17 protein-coding genes are annotated in these 21,166 nt (G+C 58.0%); 2 read left to right on the top strand and 15 right to left on the bottom strand.

Annotated elements, in window-relative coordinates; all coding sequences use genetic code 11:
- Positions 1-7 precede the first annotated feature (7 nt).
- Complete coding sequence (locus AC07VY_RS19780) at positions 8-4,738, bottom strand: glutamate synthase-related protein (protein ID WP_495098889.1); 4,731 nt, start codon at positions 4,736-4,738, stop codon at positions 8-10.
- A 181-nt stretch (positions 4,739-4,919) separates the two neighbouring features.
- Positions 4,920-5,618, bottom strand: coding sequence for an REP-associated tyrosine transposase (locus AC07VY_RS19775; RefSeq protein ID WP_495098890.1), 699 nt, complete (start codon positions 5,616-5,618; stop codon positions 4,920-4,922).
- A 159-nt stretch (positions 5,619-5,777) separates the two neighbouring features.
- Here AC07VY_RS19775 and AC07VY_RS19770 point away from each other — a divergent pair, with 159 nt between their 5' ends.
- The gene (locus AC07VY_RS19770; protein ID WP_495098891.1) at positions 5,778-6,134 is read left to right on the top strand and encodes a hypothetical protein; all 357 of its coding nucleotides are present in this window, start codon (positions 5,778-5,780) and stop codon (positions 6,132-6,134) included.
- A 3-nt stretch (positions 6,135-6,137) separates the two neighbouring features.
- On the opposite strand, the gene AC07VY_RS19765 is transcribed toward AC07VY_RS19770, so the two are convergent.
- The 12 genes from AC07VY_RS19765 to AC07VY_RS19710 form a co-directional block, all read right to left on the bottom strand.
- Positions 6,138-7,025, bottom strand: a complete 888-nt coding sequence (locus tag AC07VY_RS19765; RefSeq protein WP_495098892.1) for a class I SAM-dependent methyltransferase — start codon at positions 7,023-7,025, stop codon at positions 6,138-6,140.
- A complete protein-coding gene (locus AC07VY_RS19760; RefSeq protein WP_495098893.1) occupies positions 7,006-7,590 on the bottom strand; it encodes a DUF1415 domain-containing protein in 585 nt (194 codons plus the stop codon). Before AC07VY_RS19760 ends, AC07VY_RS19765 begins: the two co-directional genes overlap by 20 nt.
- Positions 7,587-8,234 carry a hypothetical protein gene (locus AC07VY_RS19755; RefSeq protein ID WP_495098894.1) on the bottom strand — a complete coding sequence of 216 codons (648 nt, stop codon included), beginning with the start codon at positions 8,232-8,234 and terminating at the stop codon, positions 7,587-7,589. The genes AC07VY_RS19760 and AC07VY_RS19755 overlap by 4 nt, the downstream gene beginning before the upstream one ends.
- Positions 8,235-8,265: 31 nt before the next feature.
- Complete coding sequence (locus tag AC07VY_RS19750; protein ID WP_495098895.1) at positions 8,266-9,420, bottom strand: deoxyguanosinetriphosphate triphosphohydrolase; 1,155 nt, start codon at positions 9,418-9,420, stop codon at positions 8,266-8,268.
- Between the two features lie 74 nt (positions 9,421-9,494).
- Positions 9,495-10,619, bottom strand: coding sequence for a 3-dehydroquinate synthase (gene aroB / locus AC07VY_RS19745; RefSeq protein WP_495098896.1), 1,125 nt, complete (start codon positions 10,617-10,619; stop codon positions 9,495-9,497).
- A gap of 46 nt (positions 10,620-10,665) precedes the next feature.
- Positions 10,666-11,190: a shikimate kinase gene (locus AC07VY_RS19740; protein ID WP_495075165.1), complete on the bottom strand. Its 525-nt coding sequence runs from the start codon at positions 11,188-11,190 to the stop codon at positions 10,666-10,668.
- Between the two features lies 1 nt (position 11,191).
- On the bottom strand, positions 11,192-12,985 hold the full coding sequence (locus AC07VY_RS19735; RefSeq protein ID WP_495098897.1) for a hypothetical protein: 1,794 nt from the start codon (positions 12,983-12,985) through the stop codon (positions 11,192-11,194).
- Positions 12,986-13,146: 161 nt separating this feature from the next.
- Positions 13,147-15,285, bottom strand: coding sequence for a type IV pilus secretin PilQ (locus AC07VY_RS19730; RefSeq protein ID WP_495098898.1), 2,139 nt, complete (start codon positions 15,283-15,285; stop codon positions 13,147-13,149).
- Positions 15,282-15,824, bottom strand: coding sequence for a pilus assembly protein PilP (locus tag AC07VY_RS19725; RefSeq protein WP_495098899.1), 543 nt, complete (start codon positions 15,822-15,824; stop codon positions 15,282-15,284). The genes AC07VY_RS19730 and AC07VY_RS19725 overlap by 4 nt, the downstream gene beginning before the upstream one ends.
- Positions 15,821-16,480, bottom strand: a complete 660-nt coding sequence (locus tag AC07VY_RS19720; protein ID WP_495075161.1) for a type IV pilus inner membrane component PilO — start codon at positions 16,478-16,480, stop codon at positions 15,821-15,823. The genes AC07VY_RS19725 and AC07VY_RS19720 overlap by 4 nt, the downstream gene beginning before the upstream one ends.
- 10 nt (positions 16,481-16,490) lie before the next feature.
- On the bottom strand, positions 16,491-17,114 hold the full coding sequence (locus tag AC07VY_RS19715; RefSeq protein WP_495075160.1) for a PilN domain-containing protein: 624 nt from the start codon (positions 17,112-17,114) through the stop codon (positions 16,491-16,493).
- Positions 17,111-18,190, bottom strand: a complete 1,080-nt coding sequence (locus AC07VY_RS19710; protein WP_495075159.1) for a pilus assembly protein PilM — start codon at positions 18,188-18,190, stop codon at positions 17,111-17,113. The genes AC07VY_RS19715 and AC07VY_RS19710 overlap by 4 nt, the downstream gene beginning before the upstream one ends.
- Before the next feature lie 254 nt (positions 18,191-18,444).
- Here AC07VY_RS19710 and AC07VY_RS19705 point away from each other — a divergent pair, with 254 nt between their 5' ends.
- Positions 18,445-20,835 (top strand): penicillin-binding protein 1A, encoded by a 2,391-nt coding sequence (locus AC07VY_RS19705; RefSeq protein ID WP_495098900.1) that lies wholly within the window; start codon positions 18,445-18,447, stop codon positions 20,833-20,835.
- Here the strand turns inward: AC07VY_RS19705 and cyaY are convergent, their stop codons facing one another.
- Positions 20,836-21,165 carry an iron donor protein CyaY gene (gene cyaY / locus AC07VY_RS19700; RefSeq protein ID WP_495075157.1) on the bottom strand — a complete coding sequence of 110 codons (330 nt, stop codon included), beginning with the start codon at positions 21,163-21,165 and terminating at the stop codon, positions 20,836-20,838. It lies immediately after the preceding gene.
- Between the last annotated feature and the right edge of the window lies 1 nt (position 21,166).

The raw sequence follows: 21,166 nt of genomic DNA, 5'->3' as shown, positions 1-21,166 counted from the left end.
TTGTTCTTTACTTAGCCGGCACTGCTTCATTTTTAATAGCTGCTTGCGCAGATGCCGCCTGCGCTAGAGCCACTTTTTTTGCATGCAATTCACCCAGGGCGCGCTGGTACTCCAGCGGGAACACCTTGATGAACTTGCCGCGGGCTTCGGTCCAGTTGTCCAGCAGATCGCGGGCGCGCTTGCTGCCGGTCCAGCGGTTGTGGTCTTCCAGCAGCTTCTTCAGCTGGGCTTCGTCGGTCTGGCCGTTGTGCCATTGGTCGGCCACGCCCAGGCCCTGCTGTTCGCCCGATGGCAGCACTTTTTCAAGCGACACCATGGACATATTGCAGCGCTTGGCGAACTGGCCGTCTTCGTCGTAGACATAGGCGACGCCGCCGCTCATGCCGGCAGCAAAGTTGCGGCCGGTCTTGCCCAGGATCAGCGCGGTGCCGCCAGTCATGTATTCGCAACCGTGGTCGCCCGTGCCTTCGACCACCGTGGTGGCACCCGACAGACGTACCGCGAAGCGTTCACCGGCGACGCCGCTGAAGAAGGATTCGCCGCTGGTCGCGCCGTACATCACGGTGTTGCCAACGATGGTGTTCTGGGTGGCTACGCCGCGGAAGTCGATGCTGGGTCGCACCACGATACGGCCGCCGCTCAGGCCCTTGCCGGTGTAGTCATTCGCGTCGCCGATCAGGTACAGCGTGATGCCGTTGGCCAGGAAGGCGCCGAAGGACTGGCCGCCCGTGCCTTCCAGCTGGATGCGGATGGTGTCGTCGGGCAGGCCTTCAGGCCGCACCTTGGTCAGCGCGCCGGACAGCATGGCACCCAGCGAACGGTTGACGTTGCGCGCCACTTCCATGAACTTGACCTTCTCGCCGCGCAGGATGGCGGGCTGCGATTTCTCGATCAGCACGTTGTCCAGCGACTTCTCCAGGCCGTGTTCCTGGTCTTGCACGTGGTAGCGCGGCACATCGGCCGGCACATTCGGCTGGGCGAACAGGCGGTTGAAGTCCAGGCCGCTGGCCTTCCAGTGGGCAATGCCTTTGCGGGTGTCCAGCAGGTCGGCACGGCCAATCAGGTCGTCGAACTTGCGGATACCCAGCTGGGCCATGATCTGGCGCACTTCTTCGGCGATGAAGAAGAAGAAGTTCACCACGTGCTCAGGCCGGCCCTGGAATTTCTTGCGCAACACCGGGTCTTGCGTGGCCACGCCCACCGGGCAGGTGTTCAGATGGCATTTGCGCATCATGATGCAGCCCTCGACCACCAGCGGTGCGGTGGCGAAGCCGAATTCATCGGCGCCCAGCAGCGCGCCGATGGCGACGTCGCGGCCGGTCTTCATCTGGCCGTCGGCCTGTACGCGGACGCGGCCGCGCAGGCGGTTCAGCACCAGGGTCTGCTGGGTTTCGGCCAGGCCGATTTCCCACGGACCGCCTGCATGCTTGATCGACGACCAGGGCGATGCACCGGTGCCGCCGTCGTGGCCGGCGATCACGATGTGGTCGCTCTTGCACTTGGTCACGCCCGCGGCGATGGTGCCGACGCCGACTTCCGACACCAGCTTGGTGCTGATGCTGGCGTGCGGGGCCACGTTCTTCAGATCATGGATCAGCTGGGCCAGATCTTCGATCGAATAGATGTCGTGGTGCGGCGGTGGCGAGATCAGGCCCACGCCCGGCACCGAGTGGCGCAGCTTGCCGATGTACTCGGACACCTTGCCGCCGGGCAGCTGGCCGCCCTCGCCCGGCTTGGCGCCCTGGGCCATCTTGATCTGGATCTGGTCGCTGGAGACCAGGTATTCGGCGGTCACACCGAAGCGGCCCGAAGCCACCTGCTTGATGCGCGAGCGCAGCGAATCGCCGTCTTGCAGCGGATAGTTGGTGGCTTCCACCACCTCAGGGCCGATGATCTCGCGCAGGGTCTGGCCTTGCTTGATCGGGATGCCCTTCAGCTCTTGCCGGTAACGGGCCGGGTCTTCGCCGCCTTCGCCGGTGTTGCTCTTGCCGCCGATGCGGTTCATGGCCACGGCCAGGGTGGTGTGGGCTTCGGTGGAGATCGAGCCCATGGACATGGCGCCGGTGGCGAAGCGCTTGACGATTTCCTTCGCCGGTTCGACTTCTTCCACCGGAATCGCCTTGGCCGGGTCGATCTTGAACTCGAACAGGCCGCGCAAGGTCATGTGGCGGCGGCTCTGGTCGTTGATCAGCTGGGCGTATTCCTTGTAGGTGTTCCAGTTGTTCGAACGCGCGCTGTGCTGCAGCTTGGCGATGGCGTCGGGCGTCCACATATGCTCTTCGCCGCGGGCGCGCCAGGCGTATTCACCACCGGCGTCCAGCATGCTGGCCAGCACCGGATCGTCGCCAAACGCCGCCTTGTGCATGCGCAGGGCTTCTTCAGCGATCTCGAACACGCCAATGCCTTCGACGCGGCTGGAGGTGCCGGTGAAGTACTTGGACACGGTGTCCTGGTTCAGGCCGATCACCTCGAACAGCTGCGCACCGCAGTAGCTCATATAGGTGGACACGCCCATCTTCGACATGATCTTCGACAAGCCTTTGCCGATGGCCTTGACGTAGTTGTAGATGGCTTTCTCGGGCGACAGGTCGCCGGGCAGGTCCTTGTGCAGGTCGGCCAGGGTTTCCATCGCCAGGTAGGGGTGGATGGCTTCGGCGCCATAGCCGGCCAGCACGCCGAAGTGGTGGACTTCGCGGGCGGTACCGGTTTCGACCACCAGGCCGGTGGTGGTGCGCAGGCCATTGGTCACCAGGTGCTGGTGGATGGCGCTGCTGGCCAGCAGGGCGGGAATGGCGATTTGCGTAGCGCTGACGGCGCGGTCGCTGACGATCAGGATGTTCTTGCCACCCTTGATCGCGTCCACGGCTTCGGCGCACAACGAGGCCAGCTTGGCTTCCACGCCCTCACGGCCCCAGGCAGCGGGGTAGGTGATGTCCAGCGTGGCGCTCTTGAACTTGCCATGGGTGTGGCGCTCGATGTCGCGCAGCTTGGCCATGTCCTCGAAGTCGAGGATGGGCTGGGCCACTTCCAGGCGCATCGGCGGGTTCACCTGGTTGATGTCCAGCAGGTTGGGCTTGGGGCCGATGAAGGACACCAGCGACATGACGATGGCTTCGCGGATCGGGTCGATCGGCGGGTTCGTCACCTGGGCGAACATCTGGCGGAAGTAGTTGTACAGCGGTTTGTTCTTGTCGCTGAGCACGGCCAGCGGGCTGTCGTTGCCCATGGAGCCAATGCCTTCTTCCCCGGCCTGGGCCATGGGAGACAGCAGAAACTTGACGTCTTCCTGGGTATAGCCAAACGCCTGCTGGCGGTCCAACAGAGCCGTATCGCTGCCTGGCGCGGGAGCCGCATCAGCAGGCACGCTGTCCAGCTTGATACGCAGGTTGTCGATCCACTGCTTGTAGGGCTTGGTGTTGACGATGTTGGCTTTCAGCTCGTCGTCGTCGATCATGCGACCTTGTTCCAGGTCGATCAGGAACATCTTGCCGGGCTGGAGCCGCCATTTGCGGACGATCTTGTTCTCGGGCACGGGCAGCACACCGGATTCCGAGGCCATGATGACCAGGTCGTCGTCGGTCACGCAGTAGCGCGAGGGGCGCAGGCCGTTACGGTCCAGCGTGGCGCCGATCTGGCGGCCATCGGTGAAGACGATAGAAGCCGGGCCGTCCCAGGGCTCCATCATCGCCGCGTGGTATTCATAGAAGGCGCGGCGGCGCTCGTCCATATTGGTGTGCTGCTCCCAGGGCTCGGGGATCATCATCATCACGGCCTGGCTGATGGGGTAGCCAGCCATGGTCAGCAGTTCCAGGCAGTTGTCGAAGGTGGCGGTGTCCGACTGGTTGGCGAAGCTGATGGGGTACAGCTTGGCCAGGTCGGCGGCCAGCACCGGCGAGGCCATCACGCCTTCGCGGGCCTTCATCCAGTTGTAGTTGCCTTTAACGGTGTTGATCTCACCGTTGTGCGCCACATAGCGGTATGGGTGGGCCAGAGGCCATTCGGGGAAGGTGTTGGTGGAAAAGCGCTGGTGCACCAAGCCGATAGCCGAGATACAGCGCTCGTCGGACAAATCCTTGTAGTACACGCCAACCTGGTCGGCCAGCAGCAGACCCTTGTAGATCACCGTGCGGCTGGACATGCTGGGCACGTAATACTCTTTGCTGTGTTTGAGCTTCAGATTCTGGATGTTGGCACTGGCGGTCTTGCGGATCACATACAGCTTGCGCTCCAACGCGTCCTGCACGATCACGTCGTCGCCGCGGCCAATAAACACCTGTTTGAGCAGCGGCTCGGTCTTGCGCACCGTGGGAGACATGGGCATATCCTTGTCCACCGGCACATCGCGCCAGCCCAGGAACACCTGGCCTTCGGCCTTGATGGCGCGTTCCATTTCTTGTTCGCAAGCCTGGCGCGAAGCGTGCTCCTTGGGCAGAAAGATCATGCCCACGCCATATTCACCAGCGGCTGGCAGGGTCACGCCCTGCTTGGCCATTTCTTCGCGGTATAGCGCGTCGGGTATCTGGATCAAGATACCCGCGCCGTCGCCCATCAGCTTGTCGGCACCGACAGCACCACGGTGGTCGATGTTCTCCAGGATCTTCAGCGCCTGGGTGACGATATCGTGGCGCTTCTCGCCCTTGATATGCGCCACAAAACCCAGACCGCAAGCGTCATGCTCGTTGCCGGAAGAATACAAACCGTGGTCGTTGAGATACTGGATCTCGGCAGCCGTTGTCATGGGCGCTCTCCTAAATGTTTTCGCGGGGATGGCAAGCATAAAGGACTGCAACAACAATGCCAAGCGCAATAATCGGGGTCAGATTCTAATTAAATTCTAAGTAAATTCATCAACAAATATTTAGGGACGCATCAAAATACATAGCAAATAATGTAGATTAAATAAGCGCAGGAAGCATTTTTCAAGCTCCATTTTTTCGCGACACTGGACGACCAGCGGCAGACTGGGTCAGCCTGCGATCGGTTCTCTTTTGTAAATTTGCAACAAAATCAACATCCCCCAACGCCCATCCCCGGAGCGCTGATTCAGTCAATTCGCGCTGCTGGGCCGCTGTAATGCCGACCTGCACCAAATTGGCGTAGGCCGCTTCGCGGGCAAAAGGCGTGTTGCCCAAGTTCCACCACAAGGGGTGGGGCGTCACCAGCTTGTCAGCACGCAGGCCGATCGCATGGCCGTAGCTGGACCACGGATAGTCGCGCGGGTCCTGTACCAGGCCGGCACGCACGGGATTCAGGTCGATATAGACCATGCAGGCCAACAGATAGCGCTCGGTCTGTACCAGTGTGGACCGGTAGCGCCCTTCCCACAGCGTGCCGCTGCGGCCCTGCTTATCATTGAAGTAACGCACATAGCGCCGCCCTACCGCCTGCATCATCTGGGGCAAGCCCTGCTCTGTTTCCGGCGTGGCCAGCAAATGGAAATGGTTGCCCATCAGGACGTAGGCATGCACCTGCACTTCAAAACGCTTGGCGTTCTCGGCCAACAGGTCCATAAAGAAGTCGTAGTCCGCAGCGTCCGCAAAGATGGCCTGGCGGTTGTTGCCGCGCTGGATCACGTGGTGAGGAACACCGGGCAAGGTCAGTCGGGGAAGGCGGGCCATACGGGGAAGGAAAGTTGGAACCAAGTTACGCCGATGGTAATTGGAATCTGACCCCTATTTTTCTTTACAAAAGATTACGGCAAAGGTTGTAGATGCCTGACGGCCATCAATTGTTATAGAAGGGTCGGCAACATGTGGCTTGCCGTGGAGAAACACACAATGCGTATTCGACTAGCGGCTCCGGTTCTGGTGGGTTTATTGGGCGCAGTGGCGCTGTCTGGCTGCGTAGTGGCGCCACCCAGGCAACAGATCGTCTACACCACGCCGGCACAGCCCGCCGGCCCGGTGGTGTACACCGAAGTAGCGCCTCCACCACCCCAGACCGAGGTGATTGGCGTAGCACCTGCTCCTGGCTACTTCTGGCTGTCAGGCGTGTGGGTTTGGGAGGGCGGCCGCCATGTGTGGCACCCCGGTCATTGGGAGGCTCATCGCCCAGGCTATACCTGGACGCCACACCGCTGGGTGCAGACCGGCCACGGCTGGCAACTGCACGGTGGTTTCTGGGCGCGTGGCTAGAAGCTAAACACTGGTACTGGCTTCGGGCAGCTTGAAACGTGTGTCCGCCAGGCCAGCCAAGCCAAACTCAGCCAGCAGACTCGCCAAGCGCTCGGCAGCGGCACGCTTTTTCTGGCCGGTATATTTGGCGATGATGAGCTCGTTCTTCATGCTGTGCTCCCAGCCCACCAGCTCGGTCACGGTGACCTGATAGCCCCAGGCCTCCAGGTACAGGCAGCGCAACACATTGGTGATCTGGCTGCCCAGTTCCCTGGTGTGCAGCGGGTGGCGCCACAACTCCGCCAGCGGAGTTTTGGTGCCGTTCAAGGCCTTGTTCTGGCGCAGGCAGGCGGCCACCTCGGCCTGACAGCAGGGCACCAGCACCATGGCCCTCGCCTTCTTTTGCAGGCCGAAGGCGATGGCGTCATCGGTCGCCGTGTCGCAAGCATGCAGCGCGGTGACCACATCGATGCGCGATGGCAGCAGGTCTGAGTCGGTGGACTCGGCAACACTCAGGTTCAAAAACGACATGCGGCCGAAACCCAGGCGCGCCGCCAACTCCTGCGACTTCGCGACCAGCTCGGCACGTGTTTCTATGCCGTAGATATGGCCTGCACCCAGTGCCTTGAAGAACAGGTCGTAGACGATAAAACCCAGGTAAGACTTGCCCGCCCCGTGGTCGGCCAGGGTCAAGCCGCCCTCGCCCGCAGGCATCTCTTTCAGCAGCTTTTCGATGAACTGGAACAGGTGGTAGACCTGCTTGAGTTTGCGGCGCGAGTCCTGGTTGAGTTTGCCGTCGCGGGTAAGGATGTGCAGCTCTTTGAGCAGCTCAACGGACTGGGCAGGATCGATTTCAGGCGGCAGCGCCGGGACTTTGGGTTCAGCCGCCGGCCTATTTTTGGGGGTCTTCATGCGGGGATTTTCCCACGCCAAGCGCATCCCAGCCGGCTTGCCCCAATGCTTCAAGAGTTTCCATATTGCGCTCGAAGATGGCTTCGGCCTCGGGGAAGGCAGCTACGGCACGGTCGATGCTAGCCTCGCGCAGCAAATGCAGGCAGGGGTAAGGAGCCCGGTTGGTGCAGTTGGTGATGTCGCCAGGCTCGGTTCCGCCAAACTGGAAGTCGGGGTGGAAGCTGGCGATCTGTACTATCCCTTCGAGTCCCATGCGGCGTAGCACGCGGTCGGCCTCGCCCAGGAAAGCATTGAAGTCCAGAAAGTCGTGCAGCACCCTCGGCGCTATCAAAAGAGTAGTATCTCGTGCAGACGGCTCCTGCGCCAGCAGCCCATTAAGCTCTTCAATCAATTGCTCGCGCAAAGCCTCGGCGTCAAGCGCCGAACTGACGACATAGTGGATCTGTCCCTTGGTATGCACTGCCTTGGCGAAGGGGCACAGGTTCAGGCCAATCACGGCACGCACCAACCAGCGGCGCATGTCATCCACCACGGTGGCGTCGCTGGCGACCATGGCTGTAGTCATAGAAACCGGTTCGGCTGGGCCAGCAGCAGGCGCGCCAGCTCGTCCATCAGACCCTGGTTGATGTCTGCGGCGGGCCGCTCGGCGTTCAATACATCAAAGCAATTGGCGTTGCTGATGCGGAATGCCAGCAGGGCCTGATCATGGTCAGGCGTGATGCGCACGCTACCCATCAGCTCGGTCATATATTCAAAACGAATGGACAAAAGTTTGCGCGACTCGGGGTGGCGTATCTCTTGCCGGTCGTGCTTCAGCCGGCCCAAGGTCAAGCGTGACTCGACACGCTCCAGATCGGGTGGAAAGTTGACGCTGACAGCCCCCTTTACCGGAGGCCCCTCCAGCGGCACCACACGCCAGCCCATGCCGATGTAATCCACCACATCGACACCACGCAGCCGCTTCTGGCGTACATCGCATCGGAAATCCACCAGGCGCATGGCGGGCCAGGGGGTCTTGCCGTCAAGCGAGAACGCTGGCGCGGGGGGCGTGATCACATTCAGCTGCTGGGCCAAGTCCACCAAGTAGCTGGCAATCGTCTTGCAGGCTGCCTCGGTTTGGGCCACACGGGTCTCGGCCGTGTGCTGCTGCGCACTGTGCTGATCGCGCAACGCATGGGCCTGGTTTTTGAGTTGGTTCAGAAAACTCATCGTGGCTCCAAATCACATAGGCATGGGGTCATCATCCCCACAATTTCTGGCCCGTCAGGCGTTCGTGCTCGCGGGCAGCGTAGCGGTCCGTCATGCCAGCAATGTAGTCGGCCACGTTGCGCGGCACAGCTTCGGCCTGGCGCGTGGTAAAGCGCGCCGGCATCTCCTGTGGAGCCGCCAGATAGGCTTCAAACAGCTGGCGCACCATGGTCTTGGCCAACGCCATGGTGTCCACCACCTGGGGGTGGCGGTACAGGTTTTTCATCAAAAAGCGCTTCAGTTCCAACGATTGGACACGCATCTGCGGGCTGAACGACAACAGAGGTGGGCACAGCCGCGCGGCATCCGCATCGGCGGGAGCCGCCGCCTGCACAGCGACTTGGGTAGCAGCAATCACGTCATACACCTGGGCGCTGAGCATGCGGCGGATGGACTCGTACAGCAGGCGGCGGGCCGGCAGCTGTGGATATTCCGCCAAGGTTTGGTCATGAAAATGGGCTACCAGCGGCACCTCTTGCAGTTGCTCCAGCGTGATCAGGCCAGAACGCACGCCGTCATCAATGTCGTGTGCGTTGTAGGCGATTTCGTCCGCCAGATTGCACAGCTGCGCCTCCAGGCTGGGCTGGGTATGGGCCAGAAAGCGCTGGCCCACGTCCCCACGTCCGTCGGGGTGCGCGGGCGCCAAGGCCTCCAGCTTTTCAGCATTGCTGCGGGAGCAATGCTTCAAAATACCTTCACGGGTCTCAAAAGTGAGGTTCAAGCCGTCGAACTGGGGGTAGCGCTCTTCCAGTGCATCGACCACGCGCAAGCTTTGCAAGTTGTGCTCGAAGCCGCCGTAGTCGGCCATGCAGGCGTTCAACGCGTCCTGGCCCGCGTGACCAAACGGGGTGTGGCCCAGGTCGTGCGCCAGAGCAATTGCCTCCACCAGGTCTTCGTTCAGCGCCAGCGCCCTGGCGATGGAACGGCCCAGTTGCGCCACCTCGATGGAGTGGGTCAGACGGGTGCGGAACAGGTCACCTTCGTGGTTCAAAAACACCTGGGTTTTGTAAACCAGACGCCGGAAGGCTGTGGAATGAACGATGCGATCGCGATCGCGCTGGTATTCGGTGCGCGTGGGTGCCGCTACTTCCGGGAAGCGGCGGCCCCGCGTAAGGGCCGGGTTGCAGGCGTAAGGGGCTAATTGCATCTTTCCAATCCAACAGGCCGCCAGCGCTTATATTTCCTGCGCAAGCAGCTACCAATTAAATAGCAAGCAGACTCCTAGGCACAGCAGAAGTCCACCACTTCACGCACCAGCGCATCGGGTGCACCGCGCATCACAGCGTTGCCTGGCGGCTGTATGAGTACAAACTTGATTTCACCGGCTTCGGACTTTTTGTCCACCCGCATCAGCTGCAGGTAGCGGCCCGCGTTATCGGCAGCATCCAGCACGGCGCCGCGCGTGGGCAAACCCGCCTGCTGCACCAGGCGGGTCAGCCGCTCAACAAACGGCATGTCCACGCCACCCAGGCGCTGAGACAAATGCGCAGCCATCACCATGCCGCTACCCACGCCCTCGCCGTGCAGCCAGGCGCCGTAGCCCATGCCCGCCTCGATAGCGTGACCAAAGGTGTGGCCAAAATTCAGAATCGCCCGCAGACCGGACTCGCGTTCATCCTGGCCCACCACATGGGCCTTGATCTCACAACTGCGCTTGACGGCGTAGGCCAGAGCAGCTGGATCGCCCGCCCGCAAAGCATCGATATTCACCTCCAGCCAATCCAGCAGCGCCATGTCGGCAATGGGGCCGTATTTGATGACCTCAGCCAAGCCGGCACTTAGCTCACGCGCAGGCAAGGTCGCCAAGGTATCCAGATCGCACACCACTTTGCAGGGCTGGTAGAAAGCGCCCACCATGTTCTTGCCCAGCGGATGGTTAATGGCCGTTTTACCGCCTACCGAAGAGTCCACCTGGGCCAGCAGCGTAGTGGGTACTTGCACAAAAGGCACGCCGCGCATGTAGCTGGCGGCGGCAAATCCGGTCATATCCCCCACCACACCGCCACCCAGCGCAAACAACACCGTCTTGCGGTCACAACCGTGGCCCAGCAGGGCATCGAAAATCAGATTCAGGGTTTCCCAGGTCTTGTAAGCCTCGCCATCGGGCAGCACCACGGTATGGATAGCCGCGTAGCGCCCCTGCAATGCAGCCTGCAAACGCTGGGCGTACAACGGACCTACGGTGGTGTTCGTCACGATCAAGGCCGCAGCAGCGCGCGGCAGATCTGCCCAGGTAGCAGGGTTGTCCAGCAACTGGGTGCCGATCACGATGGGATAGCTGCGGTCACCCAGGCTGATGGAAACGGTTTGGGGGGTGATGGCGGAAGTAGCGGAAATGGCATGCATAGCCGCACAGTTTAAGGCGGAACGCCGGGCCTGCCTGCGGTACAACTCACTCAGTTGGAGGACGCGGCGTACCCAGCTCCAACTGCATCACGATCATGTTCACGAGACTGGCGACCGAGGGTCGACCGGTTTCAATCACGAAATGCGCCGTCTCCCGGTACAAGGGGTCGCGCACCGCAAACAGATCACGCAAACGGGTCAAAGGATCGTTCACCTGCAGCAAAGGGCGATTCACGTCATTGCGCACGCGGCGAAATACTTCTTCAGGCGTGGAACGTAGGTAGACCACCTGGCAACGCTCCTGCAAATGCAGGCGATTGGCCGGCCGCAAGGTTGCGCCACCACCAGTCGCCAGCACACCATGTGGCTGCAACGTCAACTCATCCAACACAGCCTCTTCCACATCGCGGAAACGCGCTTCCCCCTCACGTTCAAAAAACTCACGTATCGAGCAGCCTATGCGCTGTTCGATAACGTGGTCTGAGTCAGTGAAGGGGACTTGCAGCCGCCGGGCGAGTTGGCGGCCTACGGTGGATTTACCGGAGCCGGGGAGGCCGACGAGAGAGATCAAATTAGAATGTCGTCCTGGATACTGTGCCTTTAGGAGTCGTAACGGTCACCGTCACCGTCACCGTAGTGCAGTCTGCTGCGCTATCCAAAGCGATTACATGCGACGTCGTTCTTGTAGATCCTGCCGCTACCGTACTGGGGGTCACCGATTTAACTGTACAAGTCGGACTCGATGAAGTAATAGCGGCTGCCACCGTTGATCCACTAGGCATCGCATTGCCATTCCCACTGGAATCTTGAATGAGTACCGTAAACCCTGATGCAGCCCGAGCCCCACTGAGCGTCATTATCGCATTTGCACCGGCCGCCCAAGTGATAGTCGTTTGCTTACGCACCTTAATGGCACTGCTCCAAACACCGTCGCAAGTATCTATAACCGAAGGGTACGTAGTAGCATCATAGGCACAGGTAGACGTACCCGTGGCACCACCAGGAACTAACTCATCCCCGGTGGTAAATGTCAGACTACCATCCACGTCCTTGTAAACTTTCCCGGTGTCAGAAAAGGTTTCACCGGAGTCATACACGCCGTTACCGTTGGCATCCGAGAAGCTTTCTTCTCCATCCAGGTAAGCCAAAATGATATCTCGCCCATTGCTCGGCGCCGTTCCAGTAGCGGTATACGTCACGGTACAGGCAGAACTGGACAACGTGCAACTCCCAGTCACATTACCGGAAGCTGCCACAAAGGTGACGGCCGTACCATCCGGCACATCATTGCCAGAACGGTCACTGACAGAAAACGTCATCGTCGTAGTCAATCGGTCATATGTCAAAGCCTCAAGACTATGGACAGCCGGTTCAAACTTAGCCTTCACCTGAGACGGCGTACCGGATGTCACATTCAAACTATTGGAAGATGCAGTAATCGTACTATCCGAATCCAGCGTGGCCACCACCACTACCGGCACGGGAATGGTGCCCGACGCCACGGTGATGGACACATAACCGCTGCTGTCTGTTGTAACTCCAGTGGTTGTACTACTGGCAAAGGTGACCCCAGCCGCAGAAACGGTACTCGGTAGGGTAAAACTCACCGCTTGAGACGCCAAGCCTGTGGTACCACTACTGTCCACAACTCTAAATCTAATCGTTGCATTTTTCACCCCAGTCGCTGCGGATGACACATAAATTTTCCCTGTGGTTGGCGAAGTGACCGAATCAAAAAGAATATTTGTCGCCCTAGCTGCTGCAACCGCAATCGTCTTGGTCAGATCCGTTGCCCCGGATGCGGAAGCCGTGAGCGTTACCGTAGTACCGCCACATCCCGACAGAGACTGGTAGGTCGAACTCGCTACACCGCTGCTAGGCGTCGTCACACTACTGGGGCTGAAGCTACCACAACTGGCTGTAAAGCCCACCACTACGCCTGATGCGGCCACACCATCCACCATGCCCACCGCCGATACAGCAGAAGTACCTAGTGCCGCAATACTGGTGGGCGAAGTCGTCATACTTGCCAAAGTAACGTTCGCCGCCGTAGTACTGAAATTCAAACTCGACGCCACAGATGTGCTACTAATAGTGGTAGTAGCAGTTAAAGTCGCCGCTCCGGTAGTCGTCAAACTCAAGGGACTAATCAACACCTTGGCAACACCACTGCTATCTGTAAGCGCGGTGGCGTCTGCAGCGCTACCCGCCAAGGTCGCAATAGTGTAAGTCGTAGAAAAAGTCACCAACTGATTGGGCAACACTGTGCCACTAGAGTTCGTTACTACGGCCTTGGCATAGTAGTTCGCATTCTTGCTAATTGCGTTCGTCGTCAGGGTGGTCCCCGACGCATTTACCAGAGACAAGGAAATTACTGGCGAAGACGTTGTTGTTGTAGTAGTACTCGAAGAACTGCCGCCAACATCGCCACCTCCTCCACACGCAGCAAGCATGGCCGTTACCACCAACCATACCCAATACTTTAAATAACGCATAACTCTATTCCCTGCTTCTAATTAAATACTTATTAACGTGCGGCCGAGCGTTCAATAATCATCTTAGGCGTAATGAATACCAGCATTTCCTTCTTGGTACTCGCCTGGGTTTTAGTTTTGAACAAATTTCCCAAATAGGGTATATCACCCAAGACGGGCACCTTGGTAACGCTATCCGTCTCATCGAGAGTAAAGATACCGCCAATAACCACCGTACCGCCGTTTTCCACCAAAACCTGGGTTTTGATATGTTTAGTATCGATCGCGATACCCGCAGAGGTGGTTTCACCACGGCTATCTTTATTGATATCCAGGTCCAGAATGATATTGCCTTCAGGGGTGATCTGTGGAGTGACCTCAAGCTTCAGATTGGCCTTGCGGAAAGCAACAGATGTTGCGCCACTAGACGTTGCCTGTTGGTAAGGGAATTCGGTGCCTTGCTCGATCAGCGCCTTGGTCTGGTCGGCCGTCACAATGCGCGGGCTCGATACCAGCTTACCCTTCCCATCGTTTTCCAAAGCCGATATCTCCAAGTTCAAGAAGCGATTCGCTGCACTGCTAAAAATGGACAACGCAAAAGACGCTGCGTCATACCCCCCTTGCCCTACAGCCCCTAAATTCACAAAATTGCTACTGGTATCCACGGCCGCACCGCTTGAGCCGTTGCTGGCCGTCACATTGCTGTAACTTGTGCCAACCGTAAAACGGGTATTGCCAGAGAGCCCGTAGCTGCCAGCAGCCGTACCTGAAGTAGTTGAACTACCGGCGGTAGAACCCAACTTCACACCCAGAGATTTACCGAATGTATCCGAGGCCTCGACAATTCGCGCCTCAATCAAAACCTGACGCACCGCAATATCCAGCTTTTTGATAAGTTCCTGAACAGCCACCAAGCGGCTCGGGATATCCGTTACGAACAACTGGTTAGTGCGCGGCTCAGAAATCGCTGTACCACGCGCGCTGAGGAAGCGAGGGCCGGTACTGACCGCTCCATTTGCAGAACCGCCCAACTGCGTCACGATGTCCGACGCCTTGGCATAGTTCATCTGGAACGACTGGGTCTGCAAAGGCTCCAAAGCCTGCATCGACGCGATGGATTCCAAATCCTTCTTGGTACGCGCATCAATTTCATCCTTGGGTGCAATCCACAAGACAGAACCCGACTTGCGCATACCCAAGCCCTTGGAGTCCATGATGATTTGTAGCGCTTGATCCCACGGTACGTCTTTCAGGCGCAGGGTAACCGAACCCGTCACAGAGTCAGAGGTCACCACATTGAAGTTGGTGAAGTCGGCTATGACCTGTAACAGCGCCCGCACTTCAATGCTCTGGAAATTCAGCGACAGCTTTTCACCAGCGAACCCAGGTGTTTGAACGAGCTTGGTGGTGTCCACTTTTTGTTGACGAATCTCGACCACAAACTGACCATCGCTTTGGTAGGCGCTGTGATCCCAAGCCCCTTTAGGCTCAATAACCATGCGCACACGGTCCCCCTGTTGGGTGGTGGTAATAGTTTGAACAGGGGTACCAAAATCAGCAACATCCAAGCGACGGCGCAACCCCTCGGGCAAGGTGGAACTCAAGAACTCCACCACCAAACTCTGTCCTTGCTGGCGTACATCCACACCGACCTGGCTGTTTTGCAAAGACACGATCACACGCCCAGCATTGTCATCCGCGCGGCGGAAATCAATATCCTTCAGTGGAGCCTTATCTCGACTACCGTTATCCGCAAAAGTAGGCGCCGCAGCCATAACCGGAGCCGAAGCCACAGGGTCAAGCACTACCAGCAATGAGTTGCCCTTGATTTCCGCCTTGTAGGAAGTAGCCTGCTTCAGATTGAGCACCACGCGCGAACGCTCGCCCACTTGAACCACATTGACTGAACGCAAATTACCCTGGTTGACATCGATAGACGAACGGCCAATGCCGTTAGACACGCCAGGAAAATCCAATGCGATACGGGCAGGAGACTGAATAGACACTCCGGATGGCAAAGCTACCAGTGGTGCAGAAAGATCAATACGAATGACCTCTGAGCCCCCTTGCAGGGAACCAGTCACAGATTCGATCGCAGTTTGGGCATGGGCTGCGACCGAGGCCACAGCCACTACCAACGCGATTGCCAAACGGTCTAGCATGTGCCACCCCTTCAGATTTTGCTTTTTCATTTCGCTCCCTCTTGTAGCACCAAACTAGCCGGCCGCTCGACCCAATCACCTGTGGCGTCTTGCACGATTTCCCGCAAACTCATTTCAGATTCGTCAATCTTGGTTACCAAGCCGTAGTTCAAACCCAAGTGATTGCCTACACGAACCTGGTACAACAAGTTGTCGATGCGAACCAATGCCACAGGCTGTCCTGCTTTACGCAAGCTCCCCACCATGACCATGGCGTCCACAGGATAGGCCTCAAGCGGCTCCTTGCGTCGGGCCAATTCTGGTGCGATCAATGCTGTGTTGGCCACACCTTGGGTGGAGTCGCGCTTCAATGCCTGGGTCAACTTCTGCAAGTTGAAAGGATCTACAGCACCTTCTTGAGTATAGGCTTGGGGGATGAATTTTTTAGGCTCGACCAATGGTATGACCCGGGGATGAACGGTGCTGCGCTGCTCACTCATCCATTGACGCAACTCATCTTCGCCGGATACGCCACACCCAGCCAGCACCGCAATCGAACACCCAACAAACGCATATGAAAGGAGCCTCATTTTTTGGCTCCTGGTTTCTGCGCGGCAATTTCATCGGCATCGAGATAACGGAAAGTGCGCGCGGTCACATCCATCGCCAAATTGCCGTCAGCCAAAGGTTGAATGGAAAGATTATTTAACGTCACGATGCGCGAAAGATTTGCCACGTCGGAAGCGAAAGAGCCCATATCGTGATAGTGCCCTGTAACTTTCACGGCAATAGGAAGCTCGGCGTAATAGTCTTTGACAACCACCTGCCCGGGGCGAAAAACTTCAAACTGCAAACTACGCCCCAAGCCAGCCTGATTGATATCTGACAACAATGCCGCCATTTCTGCCTTGCTGGGCAATTGCTTTTCTAGCTGCGTCACGTACTGCTGCACCTGTTCACGCTGCTTCTTCAGTGCATCCAGGTTCACAGCCTTGGCAAATTTTTTCTGGTACGTATCGCGCAGCTCCACCTCTTTAGCACGCTCAGCATTGAGGTCATCCTCGTAACTGTTAAGCCAGGCAAACCAAAGCGCAAAGACTACTGCCAAAATCACCGCCAAAAACAATAGCGCACGAGGAACGACTGGCCATTGCGATGGATCACTTGGGTGCAAATTGCGGAACTGCTTTTGCACACTCTCCTGCACCGCAGGAAAGTCAATATTGAATGAAAGTTTTTTAGCCATGACAGTCTTGCTATGGGCGAGCGGGAGCAGAAGCGGGAGCTGCACCGGAACCATCCGCCGCCTTTTGCACTTCACTGGATCGCATCAAGCGCACGCGCAAATTGAATTTGGCAACACGCCGTTGATCTCGCGGCGTCAAAGCCACACTGCCGGCCACGATTTCCGTCAACTCGGGGCGGGACAACCAAGGGGTGTTGTTTGCCAGATTCCGCAATAGCTCGGAGATACGCTCGTTCGATTGCGCGACTCCTTGTATCGTGACGCTTTGATTCTCCTGTTTGAGGCTGGTGATATAGGTGCCGTCCGGCAGCTGTTTCACCAACTCATTCAGCAGGTACACTGGCAGATTTCTATCCGACTGCAAGTCTTCCACCGCCTTTTGACGTTCTGTCAAAGCCTTAATTTCCGCCTCGATATTGGCGATTTCCTTGATCTGCTCATCCAGCACGGCAACTTCTTTGGTCAAAAAAGCATTGCGTTCTTGCTGATCAGATATCTGGTTTTCATACCAGAGGAATCCCACGCCTATCAGCAAAGCGCCAAACACAGCGGACAGCGCCAAGGTAGCGTTAAAAGTCTCGCGCCGGCGCTTCCTGGCCGCCTCACGGTGCGGCAATAAATTGATAAGAATCACTGCAGAAACCTCCGCATGGCCAGACCACAAGAGGTCAGATACGAAGGCGCTTCGCGCATCACCTTATTCAGACGCACATCACTACCCATTTCCATACCATCGAATGGATTGACCAAAGTACAGGCAAAAGAAGAAACCTGGGTCACTGCCTCGACAAGGCCTGGCAAGGAGGCAGAGCCCCCAGCCAGAAACACCATGTCCACCGAGTTATACGGCGTACTGGTAAAGAAGAACTGCAGCGCCCGCCCTACTTCCTGGGCCAGGCTATCCACAAAGGGCTGCAGTACGACACTGGCGTAGTCCTCCGGCAGTTCACCACTGCGCTTTTTGGACTCCGCTTCCTCGGGGGAAAATCCATACTGCCGCACGATCAGCTGTGTCAGCTGAGCACCACCAAACGCCTGGTCACGCTCATACAAGACCTCATCGTTGCAGATAATCTGCATACTGGTGGTCAAAGCCCCAACCTCAAACAGCGCCACCTTGAGATTGACACCTTGGTTAGGCATGCGCTCAATCAGCCGCGAAGTAGCCAAGCGGGACGAGTACGACTCGATATCCAGAACCACTGGATTCAGGCCCGCGGCTTCCGCCAATCCTTGTCGATCTTGAACTTTTTCTTTGCGTGACGCGGCAATCAATACATCCACGTCGCCAGCGGAACTTGCACTCGGCCCAACCACACAAAAGTCCAGACTTACCTCTTCCAGAGAAAACGGTATGTATTGGTTGGCCTCTGACTCGACCTGGACTTCCAACTCCATGTCCGACATGCCGCCTGGCAACACGATTCGCTTGGTTATCACGGCCGATGGGGGCAAAGCCATGGCTACATTTTTTGTGCGGGTACCGCTTTTCTTCACTAGCCGACGCACAGCTTCCGCTACTTCGTCGAATTTTTCGATATTTCCGTCGGTGATCCAGCCGCGCTCAAGCGGCTCAATCGCGCACCGCTTCAAAACCAAATTACCGGCAGCATCATGATCCAGCTCGACCAGCTTCAGACTGGATGAGCTAACGTCAATACCCAATAGCGGCAAAGGTTTACGGCTGAATAACGATCCCAATGAGATCAAATCCTTCTCCTGGTAGTGAGCAAGACGCTACAAAATCTAACAAATTTTGGGGATGCTATCAGCAAGATCGGGGCCGGCAAAGCATATTTCTCAATACGCTCACCCCATCCGTGGCTGAAAAACACCGCTGCTGCCGCATGGTATCCGGTCAATGTGCCAAGTCTACTGCGTGAGTCATACCGAGCGTAAAGGCAAAATGAGGGCAATTTACGTAGCTTTCATTCCTATCGGCCCTATTTGGCACTCTGTTTGTTATGCCCACAAAACCCACGTCCAGTGCCCCACCTCCCGCTCCCAAGTCCCGCTCCACTCTGGCCGTCTGGTCTTTACGCTTGCTGCTCTGGGGTGTAGGCACCGTTGCGGCAAGCGTGCTGGCTATTGCATTGGTTATCGGCATTGCGCTAGCAGTGGCGTACCCCAATTTGCCCGATATTTCGGATCTTTCCGACTATCGACCCAAGCTTCCCTTGCGGGTGTTCTCGTCCGAAGGCATCTTATTGGGCGAATACGGTGAAGAACGCCGCTCCTTGACGCCCATCAAAGAAATCCCGCAAATAATGAAAGATGCGGTCTTGGCCATCGAAGATGCGCGCTTTTACCAGCACGGCGGCGTAGATTACAAAGGTATGGTGCGAGCCACGCTAGCAAATCTGGGGCACGTAAAGAGCCAGGGTGCCTCGACCATCACCATGCAGGTGGCACGTAACGTCTATCTGACCGCTGAAAAAAGCTATACCCGCAAGATCTACGAAATCCTGCTGACTTTCAAGCTGGAACACGCCTTCAGCAAGGACCAGATTCTGGAAATCTATATGAACCAGATTTTCCTGGGCAACCGTGCATATGGCTTTGCGGCAGCAGCAGAAACCTATTTCGGTAAACCACTGAAAAATATCTCGATTGCCGAGGCCGCCATGCTGGCAGGCCTGCCCAAGGCGCCCTCTGCCTACAACCCGATCACCAACCCGTCCCGCGCCAAGGTGCGCCAGCAGTACATCATCAGCCGGATGGAAGAAAACGGCTTCATCACCGAGGAACAGGCCAATGCGGCACGCAAAGAAGAGCTGAAAGTCCGCTCCGGCGCCAGCAATGACCGCGTCCACGCCGAATACGTGACCGAAACAGTGCGCCAGTTGATGTTCAACCAATATGGCGATGAAACCTACACCCGGGGCCTGAATGTGTACACCACGCTCAAGGCCGACGACCAGGACGCGGCCTATAAATCCCTACGCAAGGGCTTGATGGACTTCGAACGGCGGCAGATCTACCGCGGCCCGGAAAAATTTGTCACCCTGCCTACCAAGGCCGACGAGCTGGACGATGCGATTGACGACGCTCTAACCGACCACCCGGATAACGGCGACGTGATGTCGGCCATCGTGTTGGACGCCAACCCAAAGAAAATTACGGCCGTGCGCCAAAACGGTGACGCAGTGGAAATCACAGGCGACGGGCTCAAGCCGGCCCAATCCGGCCTGTCCGACAAAGCCCCGCCTAATATCAAAATCCGTCGCGGGGCCGTCATCCGCGTCACCAAGACACCGAAGAACACCTGGGAAATCACCCAGCTGCCCGAGGTCGAAGGCGCTTTCGTGGCCCTGGACCCACGCGACGGAGCCATCAAGGCACTGGTTGGCGGCTTCGACTTCCAGAAAAACAAGTTCAACCACGTCACCCAGGCCTGGCGCCAACCCGGCTCCAGCTTCAAGCCTTTTATTTACTCCGCGGCGTTGGAAAAAGGCTTCACGCCTGCTACGGTGGTCAACGATGCACCGCTGTTCTTTGATGCCGGCGTGACTGGCGGCCAGCCCTGGGAACCCAAGAACTACGACGGCAAATTTGAAGGCCCGATGCCTTTGCGCACCGCATTGGCCAAGTCGAAAAACATGGTATCCATCCGCATCCTGCAGGCAGTAGGAACACAAACCGCCCAGGAATGGATCACACATTTCGGCTTCGAGGCAGAAAAGCACCCGGCCTACCTGACCATGGCACTGGGCGCGGGCTCGGTCACGCCCATGCAGATGGCCACGGCTTATTCGGTATTTGCCAACGGCGGCTACCGTATCAACCCCTGGCTGATTACCAAGGTCACTGACCAACGCGGCAAAGTGCTAGTAGAAACAAAGGCCCCTGGGCTGAACGAGGCCATGCGCGCCATCAGCCCGCGCAATGCATTCATGATGTCCAGCCTGCTCAATGAAGTCACGCTGCGCGGCACTGCCGCCTCGGCCCAGCGCATCTTGAAGCGCCCCGACGTATACGGGAAAACCGGCACCACCAACGACTCCATCGATGCCTGGTTCGCAGGCTACCAGCCCACACTCACCGCCATCACCTGGATTGGCTACGACACACCGCGCAACCTGGGCGCTCGCGAAACCGGCGGCGGGCTGAGCTTGCCTGTGTGGATCAGCTTCATGGAAAAAGCCCTTAGCGGCGTGCCTGTGGCCGAACTCGTGCCGCCCGAAGGCGTGACCAACGTGGGTGGGGAATGGTTCTACACCGAGTACAACCGCACCAGCGGGGTCTCCAGCCTGGGCCTGGACGACAAGGGAGCCGCTACCAATGGAGGCACGGCGCCCCCGGCACCGCCTGCGGCCGAGGAGCGCAACCGCATCCTCAATCTGTTCAAGAACTGATCAGGCGGAGAACACCAGCGGCAGGCCAGCCTGCACGCTGGCATCACGCGACAGGCTGGCAAAAAATTCGCCCTGGCCTTTGGTATCTCTCCACTGATCGCTATCAAACTTGTAGTGATAGCCGCCCGACTTGGCGGCCATCCAGACCTCTTGCAGCGGTTTTTGCAGATTGATGATGATCTGGCTGCGGTTGGGGAAGGTCAGTGTCACCATGCCGCCGGTGCGCTGGTTGTCGATATCGGCGTCGGTACTGTCGTTGATGCGGTCGCAGCTAGCCTCCACTGCCTGGAGCAAAATTTCTGCGCGGTCCATGAACTCGGGGTCGGTCATA

The sequence above is a fragment of the Rhodoferax sp. GW821-FHT02C08 genome, from assembly GCF_059421805.1.
This window is presented reverse-complemented; position numbering and strand designations above follow the sequence as displayed.

Coding starts and splice junctions, on each gene's coding strand:
- AC07VY_RS19780 (WP_495098889.1), bottom strand. CDS start 4,738: ATGACAACGGCTGCCGAGATCCAGTATCTCAACGACCACGGTTTGTAT.
- AC07VY_RS19775 (WP_495098890.1), bottom strand. CDS start 5,618: ATGGCCCGCCTTCCCCGACTGACCTTGCCCGGTGTTCCTCACCACGTG.
- AC07VY_RS19770 (WP_495098891.1), top strand. CDS start 5,778: ATGCGTATTCGACTAGCGGCTCCGGTTCTGGTGGGTTTATTGGGCGCA.
- AC07VY_RS19765 (WP_495098892.1), bottom strand. CDS start 7,025: ATGAAGACCCCCAAAAATAGGCCGGCGGCTGAACCCAAAGTCCCGGCG.
- AC07VY_RS19760 (WP_495098893.1), bottom strand. CDS start 7,590: ATGACTACAGCCATGGTCGCCAGCGACGCCACCGTGGTGGATGACATG.
- AC07VY_RS19755 (WP_495098894.1), bottom strand. CDS start 8,234: ATGAGTTTTCTGAACCAACTCAAAAACCAGGCCCATGCGTTGCGCGAT.
- AC07VY_RS19750 (WP_495098895.1), bottom strand. CDS start 9,420: ATGCAATTAGCCCCTTACGCCTGCAACCCGGCCCTTACGCGGGGCCGC.
- aroB (WP_495098896.1), bottom strand. CDS start 10,619: ATGCATGCCATTTCCGCTACTTCCGCCATCACCCCCCAAACCGTTTCC.
- AC07VY_RS19730 (WP_495098898.1), bottom strand. CDS start 15,285: ATGAAAAAGCAAAATCTGAAGGGGTGGCACATGCTAGACCGTTTGGCA.
- AC07VY_RS19725 (WP_495098899.1), bottom strand. CDS start 15,824: ATGAGGCTCCTTTCATATGCGTTTGTTGGGTGTTCGATTGCGGTGCTG.
- AC07VY_RS19720 (WP_495075161.1), bottom strand. CDS start 16,480: ATGGCTAAAAAACTTTCATTCAATATTGACTTTCCTGCGGTGCAGGAG.
- AC07VY_RS19705 (WP_495098900.1), top strand. CDS start 18,445: ATGCCCACAAAACCCACGTCCAGTGCCCCACCTCCCGCTCCCAAGTCC.
- cyaY (WP_495075157.1), bottom strand. CDS start 21,165: ATGACCGACCCCGAGTTCATGGACCGCGCAGAAATTTTGCTCCAGGCA.